Origin of the sequence: Prevotella heparinolytica (genome assembly GCF_004342845.1) — a bacterium.
In the GTDB taxonomy this organism is placed as follows: domain Bacteria; phylum Bacteroidota; class Bacteroidia; order Bacteroidales; family Bacteroidaceae; genus Bacteroides; species Bacteroides heparinolyticus.
This window is the reverse complement of sequence record NZ_SLXB01000022.1, coordinates 20,589-33,807: the sequence shown is the minus strand read 5'-3', so window position 1 is coordinate 33,807 and position 13,219 is coordinate 20,589. Positions and strand designations below refer to the sequence as shown.

General features: G+C 45.2%; 12 protein-coding genes. 2 read left to right on the top strand and 10 right to left on the bottom strand.

What is annotated here, in order from left to right:
• Window positions 1-6: 6 nt before the first annotated feature.
• The 10 genes from EV202_RS11055 to EV202_RS11010 all read right to left on the bottom strand — a co-directional run bounded on the left by EV202_RS11055 (window position 7) and on the right by EV202_RS11010 (window position 10,940).
• Window positions 7-684 (bottom strand): hypothetical protein, encoded by a 678-nt coding sequence (locus EV202_RS11055; RefSeq protein WP_131927106.1) that lies wholly within the window; start codon window positions 682-684, stop codon window positions 7-9.
• Window positions 684-1,823: a Card1-like endonuclease domain-containing protein gene (locus tag EV202_RS11050; protein ID WP_164996244.1), complete on the bottom strand. Its 1,140-nt coding sequence runs from the start codon at window positions 1,821-1,823 to the stop codon at window positions 684-686. The genes EV202_RS11055 and EV202_RS11050 overlap by 1 nt, the downstream gene beginning before the upstream one ends.
• Window positions 1,824-1,839: 16 nt before the next feature.
• Window positions 1,840-2,988: a type III-A CRISPR-associated RAMP protein Csm5 gene (csm5, locus tag EV202_RS11045; RefSeq protein ID WP_106069892.1), complete on the bottom strand. Its 1,149-nt coding sequence runs from the start codon at window positions 2,986-2,988 to the stop codon at window positions 1,840-1,842.
• Window positions 2,981-3,970 carry a type III-A CRISPR-associated RAMP protein Csm4 gene (csm4, locus tag EV202_RS11040; protein ID WP_106069891.1) on the bottom strand — a complete coding sequence of 330 codons (990 nt, stop codon included), beginning with the start codon at window positions 3,968-3,970 and terminating at the stop codon, window positions 2,981-2,983. The genes csm5 and csm4 overlap by 8 nt, the downstream gene beginning before the upstream one ends.
• Before the next feature lie 2 nt (window positions 3,971-3,972).
• Window positions 3,973-4,602, bottom strand: coding sequence for a type III-A CRISPR-associated RAMP protein Csm3 (gene csm3, locus EV202_RS11035; RefSeq protein WP_131927105.1), 630 nt, complete (start codon window positions 4,600-4,602; stop codon window positions 3,973-3,975).
• Between the two features lie 30 nt (window positions 4,603-4,632).
• A complete protein-coding gene (csm2, locus tag EV202_RS11030) occupies window positions 4,633-5,127 on the bottom strand; it encodes a type III-A CRISPR-associated protein Csm2 (protein ID WP_106069889.1) in 495 nt (164 codons plus the stop codon).
• A 30-nt stretch (window positions 5,128-5,157) separates the two neighbouring features.
• Window positions 5,158-7,641, bottom strand: coding sequence for a type III-A CRISPR-associated protein Cas10/Csm1 (gene cas10, locus EV202_RS11025; RefSeq protein WP_131927104.1), 2,484 nt, complete (start codon window positions 7,639-7,641; stop codon window positions 5,158-5,160).
• Window positions 7,642-7,659: 18 nt separating this feature from the next.
• Window positions 7,660-8,331 (bottom strand): CRISPR-associated endonuclease Cas6, encoded by a 672-nt coding sequence (locus EV202_RS11020; RefSeq protein WP_131752073.1) that lies wholly within the window; start codon window positions 8,329-8,331, stop codon window positions 7,660-7,662.
• Window positions 8,332-8,891: 560 nt separating this feature from the next.
• Window positions 8,892-9,953 (bottom strand): butyrate kinase, encoded by a 1,062-nt coding sequence (gene buk / locus EV202_RS11015; RefSeq protein WP_131927124.1) that lies wholly within the window; start codon window positions 9,951-9,953, stop codon window positions 8,892-8,894.
• Between the two features lie 69 nt (window positions 9,954-10,022).
• Entirely contained in the window at window positions 10,023-10,940 is a 918-nt protein-coding gene (locus tag EV202_RS11010) for a phosphate acyltransferase (RefSeq protein ID WP_131752072.1), read from the bottom strand.
• 277 nt (window positions 10,941-11,217) lie between these two features.
• Here EV202_RS11010 and EV202_RS11005 point away from each other — a divergent pair, with 277 nt between their 5' ends.
• Together EV202_RS11005 and EV202_RS11000 are read left to right on the top strand one after the other, a co-directional pair.
• A complete protein-coding gene (locus tag EV202_RS11005; protein WP_131927103.1) occupies window positions 11,218-12,156 on the top strand; it encodes a S66 peptidase family protein in 939 nt (312 codons plus the stop codon).
• A complete protein-coding gene (locus EV202_RS11000) occupies window positions 12,153-13,163 on the top strand; it encodes a M20 family metallopeptidase (protein ID WP_131927102.1) in 1,011 nt (336 codons plus the stop codon). Before EV202_RS11005 ends, EV202_RS11000 begins: the two co-directional genes overlap by 4 nt.
• Window positions 13,164-13,219: the final 56 nt, after the last annotated feature.

Here is a 13,219-nt window from a genome sequence, read left to right as displayed (position 1 = left end):
ACCGTTTTATAAAGATTTACCCAATTTTTTCTCTGTTCTTTCACGCTCCTCATATACAGCATTAGCTTGTTCCTCACTGATAATCTTGTCTTGAACATCAAATATCCATTCCCTGTTTCCGGGCGTATGGAGGTCATTGTCCCAGCAAACTTTGTAACCCTTTTTTTCCCAACTCGACAGGAAGAAGGTCACTTCATAATGCCTGAAATATTCCTTCTCGTTTTTTTCGATTGTGGTAGGCTCTAATTTTATGTAAGGATAGAAAGACAAACTATGGTTTTCGTTCATTTGGAAACCTATCTGCTGCCCCATCTGCCTGATGTCGCTTTCGCCAAAGAGGTAGGCCTTATGGCAAGTAAAGACATAGCTGTCTTTGTGTTTGAAATGAACGGTCAACTTCTTAGGCAGCTGATTTTCCCATTCTTCCTTGATGTTCCGTGCTCCCAGCCAAGCCGCGATAAAGAATGTGCCGAGCGTGACCACCGGCTCGAGAATATTGACATAGAGAACCCCTTCACCAAACCTTATATCACACCCGCTGATCATCCAAAGAACAAACAGGGAGATAACGAAGACAGAGACGATAGACACCGTGTAACGTCCCCTCTTTCCTTTAAATAAGGCTATCGAGTATTGACGCAGCCAATTTACCCGCTTACTTTTATTCAATTCTCGCTTCATCATTATTTGGCATTAATATTGAGCAGTTCACTTTCGAGCATGAGGAACAAAGCCCTCTCGGCCTCTAACAAATGGGGTTCTTGCAATGAGAAGGTTATAATGCCATATTCCTTGCATTTACCCTTAGCCATATCGGTCATTCTCGCATCGGTAACGAACAACGCCTTGCTGGCTGTTCCCCCATATCCCCTTACCACAGAATTGAACTTGTCGATGTCTGTCGTACTATTGATCTGCGTCTTGCATTCAACGAACAGCAACTTGCTTCCTGCGTTGACAATGATATCCACCTCGTTCTTATCTACGTTGGCTTTGAAAGGGAATCGGCAATTCATGCAAATATCCTTTGCCCTTTTCCAATGGCTCAGCATATTAGCCACTTTGTATTCGAACCATCCGGAATTGAAAGCCAATTCAATGGCATGAGGAGCCTTGAGAGTGATTTCCTTACTTCCCTTTTTCCCTTGGAGAGAAATGCGGACAAACCCTTTCTTTTCATTGGTGGGCTTTTCCCAAGTCACCGAAGAGCCGTTCTTAGTCTCAAAAGTGTCTGAGGGTTGATTTTTCAAGACATTTTGTTGCGGCTTGCTCAAAAGCGTCAGCAAGCTATTGAACTCCGAATGAAATTCACCCGTTCGGATTTGCTCTATTTTCTTGTAACACTCCTCATCTGCCTCGGTGTATTCATCAAAAGGGGTAAAGTGATTGTCTATCGGATTTCCATATAGCCGGAACAACTTGAACATATCAAAGCTGAAATCGCTGTTTCCCTGCATGGTGCGGTAATTCCAAAGAACATTGTTCTGATCCATATAAACCACCGTAGCATTGGACTCCTTCTCGAACTCTCGGCCGAAAAGATGCGACCATGACTTCAGTCCGCTCGATATGTTCAACGTAACTTCATCACCCACATATTTTTCCTTCAAAGCACGAATGCGTGCCATGATTTTTTGCGGGTCCGTCGCGTCCAAAGGATCTTGCTCGTCTTCGGGCAAATCAACTTCCTTCCTCAAGGTTTCCACTACCTGTAGGCTTTCTTGGGAGTAGATATAAACCACCCTGTCGGGATTGGTCGCAACTATCCCGTTATAAACCGGGGCCGGCTGGCCGCCGACCAATGTGATATGAATTTTTGCCATACGCATATCCATAAAATTACAAAACGGTCAGCTTAACAAATCCAAGCAATTCGCAATCCTCATCCACTCGCCTTGATTTGGGAAAATCGAATTTTTGGTACTTATAGTTGTCACGCCGTGCTGCCGGCACTACAACCGACTCGAAATTACCTAACTCTTCAGTCCATGCTCCCGTGATGAACCTCCACCCCGAGCCATATCCAACCCGCAACACACACTCCTTGCCCGCTCTGCACGAATTGGCAGTGTCTAACATCTTCTGCATGTTTTGAATGTAAACAGCTATTTGGTTGGAGTCATCGTGCAGCTCTTTGTCCTGCCAGTACTTGATTTCAGAGGCGATCAATCCCCTTGTATGCTCATTTATCAAGCTAAACAAAGCAGCCATTGTCTTCATCTCGTCGGGCATCTTGCCCAACGATCTTTTTTCATTCTGTGACCAGTTTCTTTGAGCAAAATCGTAATACTCCGGCAACAGCTTCATTTGGAATTCGGTCTCATCGTCCGGGCAGATGGTCTCAATAAGCTGTTGCTTATCAGTATCCCAGAAACCCTTGCTCGGACGTTCATTGATACTTACCATTTGAGCAGCAAGTTCGTAGTTATCGCCAAATATAGCATCCCCCACATGTAAGAAACGGAACACATCAGTGGTAGGGTCTGCGCCAAACAGCTCGCCTTCTACGCTCTTTGCCCCAACTTTCGAACGGTTATTCTTATCTTGTCTCTCAATCTTCCCAGCTACACCATTTACTTTACTCGCCAACGAAGCCAATACAGCTGTACGGATAGCACCTTTTATGGAGCTCCCCGGGATGTACGGTTTCCCCATACCATCATGGATAAGTTCTTTGAGCGTGTCGTTTTTCCTTATTGCCGAGTAATTAACTATCACTCTCGCGGTATAATCTTCGATGGAAGCCTTTGGAGCAAATTGCTTTACAATTACGTCGGTGGAGCTTTTCCGATCAATGGCGGCTACCCAATGCGATATATTTTCTTCTCCTATCAGGGATAGAACTTTCTTGGGGTCAATGATGCCCACAACACTGATGCGTCCATCATCGCTCGCTATGCCGCCGGTCACAAAATCGGCCCCATATTGTAGGGTTACGCCATTGCCAATATGAATAGGGGTCAAGGTCGTTATCTTAATTTTACTCATCTCTATCCATTTTTACAGGTACTACAAAAGGTTTTCCGCTTCTAAACACAGGGTGCATCTCTTTATCGTTCCAATCGGGCTGCATGTCTACTATTTTCCCATGCAGTGCTTCGGTGGTATTAAATACTGAGCCTACATTGAAACAATAGATGGACTTCTTACGCAAATGCCTGAAAGAAGGTGTCCGGCTACCTGCCATATATCCGCTACGTTGCATGAGTTCATACTTGGAATTGGGCAAGTCCAGCAACTCGACCTCCTGCTTCGTCGGGATATAGAGAGACAGCAGCATAGAGGCATTGGGAGAGTTCGCGGGTAAGAATAGTTGCCTATCTTTCACCCTTTCCACCTCGAACATGCCTCCACCAACACTCCTGTCCGTTCCCAAGCCAAATTCGCCAAGCATCTTAAAAAGCTCTTCAATTCTATCCATCACACTTTCCTCTGCCTCAACGATACAATACAATCCTGCTTGGGCGTGAAAATATGTCCAATCGAAGAAGAAAGGGGCGGCATCTTCACCCTCTTTACGGGGAATAGTCACTCGCTGCATCACTTGCGACTCAAAAGGCTTTTCAAAACCATGGAGGGTAGTAAGAAAAGCATCTTGAAGCTGTGATGCTTCCATTTCAAGTGTTTCTCCGTTCATGAGCCTATTCCAAAGCGACGCCTCGATAAATCTAATTTTTTTCAGTCGCTTCCGATAGAGATGTTGCTCTTGATCCGGCACTGTTACTTTGATTTTGCCCTGCGGCTTGGGCAGAAAAAATTGATCTTTCATGAAAGGGAATGCCGAACTAATGACAAAAGAGTTCAGAAAACGGGCTATCTCATCCGCTTTCCCTTGGTGTGCAAGCATCGAAGCCAGTGCCGCCGAAAGGGTGTCGCTGTGCAGGTCAGAAGCCGAAAAGTCGTAATTTTCCCTTCCAGTTCCGATATGTAATGGAGTGAGATCCTTAAGAACAAAAATGGAAGTTGCCATAATCAATAAGTTCTAGGTTCTTTCTTTGACCATTCAATTTTCACTTGACCATATCCTCGCGAGCCATGACCACCGAGATAATCGTCCTCTAAAAGTCTGAAAGCTTGATCTAATGTCGCTTGCAACTCTTTTTCGTCCTCGCCTTCAAAGATATTCAGCACCATGTTCAGTTTGAACTTAGCTCCGGCCGGAACACGCTCAAAGGTTCGGGGAGTGGCTTTGGCCGTCACACGGTCAATGGCAACCTCGGTTTTGCTCTCGGTGTATGGCAGGTCGGTATTGCTAAAGTCGGCAGCCTCCGTATCCAATTCCGCATCACGTACGATGAGTCGTGAAGGTTTGCTTTCGTTACTATCGCCGGATATGCCAAAGAGTGCTCCCGCTTTGGACTTCGGATTGTTAGTAGGCTTACCGCCTTTGGTCTCTCCATTGGCAATCTCCACCAACGAACGCATTTTACCTTTCAGCGAACTTCCGGGTATATACGGTATATTGGAAATGGGATTACGAACTACGAACTTATCGGGTCCTCCGATATTCAGCGAAGCATTTGTACCACCAATATGCAAACCGGTCTTTAATGTTATCGTGCCGGTATAGATTATTTTTTTCTCCAATTTTATATCAGACATAATTATCGTTTTTTATGTTTATAAATCAAGCTAGTCTTTCCCTCCGTATGCCTTGTGATAGGCAAGAATGGCCTCGATAAAGTTGCAAAAATTCAGATAACTCTTCCTATCCCTTACTTCATTCGAAGCCCTATCAAAAATAAGTTTAAACAGCTTAAGCCCCTCATTTCCAGAATCACGCCCCAAGGCATAAGCCATCTTAGGCCTCAATAGGTAGAACGAGGTTTTTTCTTTTTCAAATTCTCCCATCTGAATGCGTTTGATCTCACCGTATATGCTACGAAACTTAGAACTTGTCAACTTTTTGTCTGCCATAAACTTGCCCGCCTCCTCGGCATACGCAACAAGTTCAGGGGTAGCTCCTTCGGTTATCCATTTAGGCTCATAATTCAATTGGCCGAATTTTGATTCCGCCGTCTCATTCGGATAACTGTTCCCGCGATTGAAGCCACCTCCACCTTGACGTTGGGGGCCGGTTTGTCCATATCTCGATCGATCTGGTTGTTTGTAATTGTAATCTGCCATAATTATACATATATTATTGATGAAACATTTTTAACTCCTATACTCTAACTCTGCCCAACGTGCGGCAAAATTCCATAACTCCAACGGATGATAGTCCGTGATGATATGCTCACCGTTCAAAGTCGCTCCTTTTTTATTACATACTTCGTTGATACATTGCTCTATCATAGCCTTAACCGCCTCGGTACTGCGCATTTTCATCCGACTGAGGTCATATGTTAACAACCAATAGGTCTTAGGAACGGTTATTCTATGACCTTTAATCTTTGCATTGGCACAATGCGACATTATTTTTGAAAGAAAGGACTTGGGCATCTCACCTTTTTTAAGCAAGCCCACCATCTCCGTTTTTAATCGGGCTACCACACCATACTCCTTATCCCAATTCAAGGGTGTCTGCATGAACGAAATAGAATTTTTCTCCCATTCTGCACACGTATGTTTTTTTGCGTTATTTTCTTCACGGTCGCTTTCATCGGCTCCTTTCATAATCGGGAACTTAGGCGAAATGAAAGCTATTCCGGCAGAAAGCGAAAATATCGGATTATCACAGGCGAATTTCTTGAAGTCTTCGTTGATTTTTTCGGCTAATAGAATAGTTACGTCCCAGCTTCCAACGATAAAGACATCATCACCTCCACTATATACGATAAACGACTTTTTAGGGTCAGTCTCTTGCCATAGTGTATTGAGATAGCCGGAGAAAAAGAAGTCGAACGAACGACTTAAGGCTACATACCGCGATAAAGAGGTTTTTTCCGGTAAAAGGCCACGCTGGAAAATGCTTCCCAAATTATCCACATCCATGCGTAATACCCCCAAACGGGAGAACTTATCACTGTTGTCACACATCTCCTCAAAAGTAGAAAACTTAGTGCCATCCGTTTCGTTTCCCCCATAGAAATCCAACCCATAAACAATGTTATTGATACCGTCCACAGGTTTCATAAAAATGCAATCACCATCTTTTCCGTTCATTGTGACAACTGATAGCAAATCCGTATTTTTCAGGTATTTACTTTTGTCAGCCAAATCTTGTTCTTTCAAGAAATAGTACGTAAAATCCAAGTCGAGTGGAGTGATGTGCAATTTATTGTCCCAAAAGTCGAGCGGAGTTCCTTCCTTTACTACCATTATATCAAAATCCCGAAGTTTGGCACCAAGTTCTATTTGCTTGGCATTGATGGGTTTTAACAGTAAGTCTTCTTTTCTCACCATCTTTTCTCCATCGAGGAACTCCTCTCCCGTGATAGTATCTCTTTGGGCATTACCACCTTTATGAGATGGAGTAAATAGTTGGTCGTAAGAAGCTATGGCTTGAGCAGCAAATTTAGTCGCTTTCTTTTTGTCTCGCCGGTCGAACAACTCTGCCCAAACATCACCTAAGCTACCACTCTTACGCATCAATATCTCTTTTGACACCTCTACGCTATCGATAGCCACAAACAATGTTGTACCGTGGGTCTCGAAAAGCTTCTGCTCAATGTTAAGCACCGCTTGTTTAAGTTTCTCCTTAACAAACTCTGTATTGGGAGCCAGCAAATAGAAACTACCCCCCGAATTGTACATAATATTAGCTTGAAAAAGATCTAACTCCTTCAGTAAATAGCGTACAACCGTATCGGACAATAATCGGAGATAAAATGAACGCCCTTTAAGGTTTTTTCCCGCATACTTTGAAACTATTTGATATATATACGATTGGATGCCGCTAAAATCAGCTCCTATCAACAAGAAAGGAGATTCTTCTTGGCTGCCGGCTTTGTTGTAATCGTAAAGAGATACGGCTAACGCCGCAGTCGTTTTTAGATGGTCGTAAAGCGAAACATCAGCAAAGTCAATTGTGCTTGATGGGATACATGAGGTATATTTCAATAATAGACTCAACAATGTTTCCGAAAGAGCACGATAACTACTTGCCCGAATAAGAGTGAACTCTGTAGTGAATTCTTCCCACAGTCGTAGATAATCAGGAGCTGAATCAAAACTCTTTTTGGGGAAATAGTCTTTCGAAAGTTTCATTTTATCAATGGGATAATGATACCAGTCCTTCTTGATAACATCGGCATTGATGGTATCCAATATTGAGACCATTCTCTTTTTCTTAAAAGCATCCCAGCTCGTATCGGTCTCGTCTTGTACGTCTTTTAGTCCATCACCAGATGTCCTGTCCATACCCGATGAAAGACAATCGGCCTCTTTGATTATTTTGCCCAAATCAGAGAGCCTATCGGCAAGCAAATGATGTCCGGCAGCAATGTGAATCAACTCGTCCAGTACCTTGGCATCCTGCTGCGGGAAAATGGATTTATATTCATCCATAAATTGAGCTGTCCATAGCACATGCCTGTGCGTGTACCGCCCATTGTACATCGGACAGAAAGGACTTTCGGACTTGTATTCTCCTTTCAAGAACATACTTTTTGACACACTACCATGATCAGCTCTTTGATAGAACTTACCAATATCGTGAAGTAGTGCTGCTAAATAGAGTTTTTCTCTCACATTATCCATATTATTCTTACTTATTGTTTATTTTCTAATTGTTCTTTTCACCACCCCGAATCCTACACTCACACTCTTTCCAAGTCCTATGTAGTCGGGTAGGCTTACATTGCTCTTGAATTGTATATCGAAGCCCTGCATCCGAATACCTTTGTACGAATAGGTACGAACATCTTCTAAGGCAGTGATATGTACCTTCACCTCTTGGTCAAAGTGGATATTTAGACCGGAAGCAAACGAAAGCAAATTGCCCGTCAAGACTCGTTCTAAAAAAGCGCATTGTTCTGAAAGACTTTCCAATTGCATATACTCTTGATAGTTGCCTTGATTGAGTGGTAGCCATTTTCGCAAAGTATATGAAAAAAGGTCGTCCCAGACCTGTATCAATACCTGCTCTGCTTTTATCTGAAATACCTCCAAATGCAACGGAGTGTTGCCCAATACGATATCAAAGTTGCAGTTGGAGAAAAAATCGCCAATCACTTCTGTCCCATCGCCAACACAGACAATAGCGGCATTACCACCGATACGCTTGTATTGAATAAGAGGATACGAATAACGAAAGCCTCCTTCCTCATGGTTGTGAAACAGCACATTGGCCGACCCCATAGCTTGAATAATAGCTCCACGAAAATGTTGTATCTCCCTTTGTGGAATTGAATTGATAAATCGTATCAGAAGTAGTTTAACTCTATTCATAATGATCAACTAATGCTTTTTGCAAAATTATATTTATTCATCAGTCGACCTTAGTAATTGAAAAATAGTAGGTTAACGTGAGACCGATATAATCTGCCAGATATTTTTCTTATTATCAGAAGTTTAGCGATAAAAGTATTAGATTTATGTGCCTAATCATAACATTTGAACGATTAGCGCTGTGTTCACTGTGCCTAAATATACAGAGATTTATTATACAGCAAGTATTTTTTGCAAGAAATTTGCATCACGGATAAAAAAATACATGATTGATGGGAAATGTGTAGGTATCTTCCATAGAATTGGTTTTAGGAGGAATCAATCTAATCGAGAGATTTTTGGGCAGACACAAAGATTTTCGATACGAACCTTCAGAATAAAAAAGATCGGAAAGTACCCCCATACTTTCCGATCCGAAACAGTCAAAAATCGACCTTAATCAATTTATTAACTTAACACAAAGACAAAGATATAAGTTTTTTTTCTTTACGAATACTTTTGCCTGAAAAATTTGAATGGGCACGATTATGCCGACGACGCGGCTTTCCCACCCAATGCCATTACCGATAAACCTGCACTGCCAGTTCTCCACGCAACGCACCCAAGGCATTCAAAGCCAATGCCTCCAATTCATCCTCACCCGGATAGATGTGAACAGGAGCAAGAAACGAAATACGCTCCTTCAATCGCGAAGTGATGTATTCCGAATGAGCCATCCCTCCCGTAAGCAAAACGGCATCTATCTTGCCATAGAGAACAACGGCGGCAGCTCCCACACATTTGGCAATCTGGTAAATCATAGCATTCAGCACCAGCTCGGCATGCTCGTCGCCCGATTCGATTCTCTTCTCTATGGCCGGGATATCCGTTGTGCCCAGATGGGCGGCCAATCCTGCACTGCCGGAAATGCGCTTCTTCAACTCTTCTTTCGTAAAGCGGCCGGAATAGCATAAGTCTATCAGTTGACCTGCAGGAAGAGTACCGGCACGTTCGGGCGAGAAAGGTCCTTCGCCATCGAGCGCATTGTTCACGTCGACAGCACGTCCCCGAAGGTGAGTACCTACGGAAATGCCACCTCCCAGATGACAAATAATCAAGTTCAAATCTTCGTAGCGGATGTTTCGTTCGGAAGCATAACGGCGGGCGATGGCACGCTGATTCAGAGCATGCCAGATGGTGATGCGAGGCATCAGGGGCGAACCGGTGATGCGGGCCGTTTCGTCCAACTCGTCCACCACTCCCGGATCGGCTATGAAGGCACGGCAACCGGGCGACATGGCAGCCAGCTCGGCAGCAATGACGCATCCCAAGTTACAGGCATGACTGCGCATGGCGTGGGAAATATCGTCCAGCATGGCATCGTTCACTTCGTAAACTCCGCCGGAAATAGGTTTCAATAAGCCTCCACGCCCCACGATGGCATCGAACCGGAAAGGGATGCCATTGGCCTCCAGTGCCTCCAGCACCAGATTCTTGCGGAATTCAAACTGATCGACAACATGGGGATATTTGGAGAGTTCTTCTACCGAATGACGAATATTATTCACCAATAGGGGCGTTTTGTCTTCATACACAGCAATCTTTGTTGATGTGGAACCGGGATTTACGGCAAGTATATGCATTGTTGACATTAACAAATTACGAGTTATAAATAAGATAAAGAGAGACACACGGCAAGTTCCGTCCCATCATCACAAGTCGCCTTCGCAAGTCAGGCACGCCATCGCCATGCTGTAATATTTGGAAAGTCCGGAGTCACTGCGCGACGGCAATACCACCGGACAAACAGGTCCTTGAAGTAGCCCGGCCATGTCGGCATGAGAGAAGAGGGAAACAGCCTTATAAAAAGCATTGCCCGACTCTATATTAGGAAATATCAGAACGTCCGCCTCGCCGTTGATGGGCGAAACGATGCCTTTGATATCGCCGCTTGTCTTCTCGCAGGCGGTCTTCACGTCCAGAGGGCCGTCGATGATGGCATTGCCAAACTCTCCTGCTTCGGCCAGCTCCACAATATTCACATAATCCAATGAGTGCGGAAACTTTGCGCTGACCTTCTCTGTGCAATGAATCAGCGCAACGCGCGGCTGTTCTATGCCGAAGTGACGGCAGGTGCCAAGGGCATACCCTATCATTTCGATGCGTTGTTGCAACGTGGGACGTGGAATAACGGCCGCATCCGAAAAGAATAACAGTTTATCGTATGTAGGTATCTGCATCACGGCCAGATGGGTAAGGATTCGCCCTTTGGGCAACAAACCATGCTCTTTGTCGAGAATGGCACGAAGCAGATTATCGGTATTGATGATGCCTTTCATCAGGATATCGGCTCCGCCTTCGCGGACAATGCGGACAGCTTCGCGCGCAGCCTCATCGGGATCGTCCACATGCACGGTCTTGACGTATCGGGGATAATTCTTCAAGGTTTGATATTTCTCCAAGATGGAAGAATCTCCAATCATCAGAAATTCTGCTATACCTTCTTCAAGCGCGCGTGCAATGGCATATTCTGTATTGGGATCATTGGCGCAAACTACCGCAATACGTTTCCTTCTATTCAAGGTTCTCAGATGAGCGGTCAACTGATTAAAACTCCGAATTGGTTCCATAACGTTAGATTTTCAGCAAATATCGAGAAAAATGTCGAGAAAAACAGTATATATTACCCTGAAATTTTGGATGCTTAATATCCTTTTGACACAAACCGCCGAAAGAAGAGGCAGAAGAGGCGAAATATCAAAGCATTTCTCCTCGAAAAAGCAGCTCTGCGAAAAGAGGAAAGACAATTATTCTGCGATTGCAGCAGTGAAATAAACAAAAAAACTCTGCGGCACGCAGTGTCCTCTGTGGTGAATTATGTACTTTTGCAGAAAATACATCGCAGATATGAGCAACAGCCTTATTTTTCCTCCACACCTGCAAGAGGGTGACCGGGTCATTATTCTTTCTCCTTCCGGCAAAATAGACAAGTCATTTCTGAAAGGGGCTTGCAAACGCTTGGAGTCGTGGGGACTTGAAGCAGTACTGGCAAAGCATGCCGACGGTTCGCACGGAACGTATGCAGGAAGCATCCGCCAACGTCTCGAAGACCTGCAAGAAGCAATGGACGACGAAAAGGCCAAAGTCATATTGTGCAGCCGCGGCGGATATGGAGCCGTGCATCTGGCCGGGAAACAGGACTTCACCCGATTCAAGCAACACCCCAAATGGCTCATCGGATTCAGCGACATCACGGTGCTTCACAATATTTTTCAGCAGAACGGTTTTGCTTCCTTGCACGCTCCCATGGCACGACACCTCACCGTAGAGCCGGAAGACGACTTTTGCACGCTGTCGCTAAGGAATATCCTCTTCGGCAATGCGTTCGGAGAAGAAGCAGACTGTGGCTATACCTGCGCAGGACACAAACTCAACCGGAAAGGCAGAAGCAAAGGTATCCTGCGTGGCGGCAATCTGGCCGTGCTCTATGGCTTGCGCGGTACCCCGTATGATATTCCGGCCGAAAACACCATCCTCTTCATCGAAGACGTGGGCGAACGCCCTCATGCCGTGGAGCGCATGATGTACAACCTGAAACTGGGTGGCATACTCGAAAAGCTCTCCGGCCTCATCATCGGTCGGTTCACCGAATACGAAGAGACCAGATCCTTAGGAAAAGATTTATACGGAGCACTGTCCGACTTGGTAAAAGAGTACGACTATCCGGTATGCTTTCATTTCCCCGTCGGTCACGTCAGCATGAACGTCCCTCTGATAAACGGGGCCGAAGTTGAGCTGACTGTAGATAAGAAAGAAGTCAAATTAAATTTTAATACAGAACAATGAAGAAGCGAAATTACACCTTCATCCCGATGCTTATGTTGCTGGTCATAGCAGCAGTGGCATGCAGCAACAAACGTGATAAACCGGCCGACAGCCCCGAAGCCTCCATCACCTCGAACTCCGTGAACGTGCCGCCCTTCAATGCCGACAGTGCCTACCACTATATTCAGATTCAGGCCGACTTCGGGCCTCGTGTGCCCAACACCGCAGCTCACAAAGCCTGCGGTAACTTTCTGGCCGGTAAGCTTGAAGCCTTCGGAGCCAAAGTCTACAACCAGTATGCCGACCTCGTGACGTATGACAACACCATACTGAAAGCCCGCAACATCATCGGTGCCTACAACCCCGAAAGCAAAAGACGGGTTCTGCTCTGTGCACATTGGGACAGCCGTCCTTATGCCGATGAAGACAGCGACAAGAAGAACCACAAGAAACCTATTCTCGGCGTAAACGATGGTGCCAGCGGTGTGGGCGTGTTGCTCGAAGTAGCCCGCCAACTGCAACAACAAGCTCCCGCCATCGGCATAGATATCATCTTCTTCGATGCCGAAGACTATGGAATACCTTCTTTTTACAAGGGAGAGTATAAAGCGCACACTTGGTGCCTGGGGTCGCAATACTGGGGACGCATCCCCCACGTAGAGGGATACAATGCCCGCTTCGGCATTTTGCTGGACATGGTAGGCGGAAAGAATGCCACCTTCTATCAGGAACGCTTCTCCTTACGCACTGCCAACAAGCAGGTAAAGAAGATATGGGATACCGCTCACCGTTTGGGATTCGGCAGCTTTTTCCCCAAAGAACAGGGAAGCGAGGTGACCGACGACCACTTATATGTGTATAACCTCCGGAAGATTCCCTGCGTAGATATCATCAGCTACGACCCCGAAAGCGATAAGGGGTTCGGAGACTTCTGGCACACGATGGACGACAACATGAGCCTCATTGACAAAGCTACGCTGAATGCCGTGGGGCAAACGGTACTGGAGGTGGTGTATGGAGAGAAGTGAGGCGTTAGAAAAAAAGATGTCAGAGAAAGTAGAAAAAAGAAATTAGAAAAGAGAAT

Excerpts from the sequence above, each read along its gene's own strand:
- cas10 (WP_131927104.1), bottom strand. The coding sequence starts at position 7,641 with ATGGATAATGTGAGAGAAAAACTCTATTTAGCAGCACTACTTCACGAT.
- csm2 (WP_106069889.1), bottom strand. The coding sequence starts at position 5,127 with ATGGCAGATTACAATTACAAACAACCAGATCGATCGAGATATGGACAA.
- csm3 (WP_131927105.1), bottom strand. The coding sequence starts at position 4,602 with ATGTCTGATATAAAATTGGAGAAAAAAATAATCTATACCGGCACGATA.
- EV202_RS11050 (WP_164996244.1), bottom strand. The coding sequence starts at position 1,823 with ATGGCAAAAATTCATATCACATTGGTCGGCGGCCAGCCGGCCCCGGTT.
- EV202_RS11055 (WP_131927106.1), bottom strand. The coding sequence starts at position 684 with ATGATGAAGCGAGAATTGAATAAAAGTAAGCGGGTAAATTGGCTGCGT.
- csm4 (WP_106069891.1), bottom strand. The coding sequence starts at position 3,970 with ATGGCAACTTCCATTTTTGTTCTTAAGGATCTCACTCCATTACATATC.
- EV202_RS11005 (WP_131927103.1), top strand. The coding sequence starts at position 11,218 with ATGAGCAACAGCCTTATTTTTCCTCCACACCTGCAAGAGGGTGACCGG.
- EV202_RS11000 (WP_131927102.1), top strand. The coding sequence starts at position 12,153 with ATGAAGAAGCGAAATTACACCTTCATCCCGATGCTTATGTTGCTGGTC.
- EV202_RS11010 (WP_131752072.1), bottom strand. The coding sequence starts at position 10,940 with ATGGAACCAATTCGGAGTTTTAATCAGTTGACCGCTCATCTGAGAACC.
- buk (WP_131927124.1), bottom strand. The coding sequence starts at position 9,953 with ATGCATATACTTGCCGTAAATCCCGGTTCCACATCAACAAAGATTGCT.
- EV202_RS11020 (WP_131752073.1), bottom strand. The coding sequence starts at position 8,331 with ATGAATAGAGTTAAACTACTTCTGATACGATTTATCAATTCAATTCCA.
- csm5 (WP_106069892.1), bottom strand. The coding sequence starts at position 2,988 with ATGAGTAAAATTAAGATAACGACCTTGACCCCTATTCATATTGGCAAT.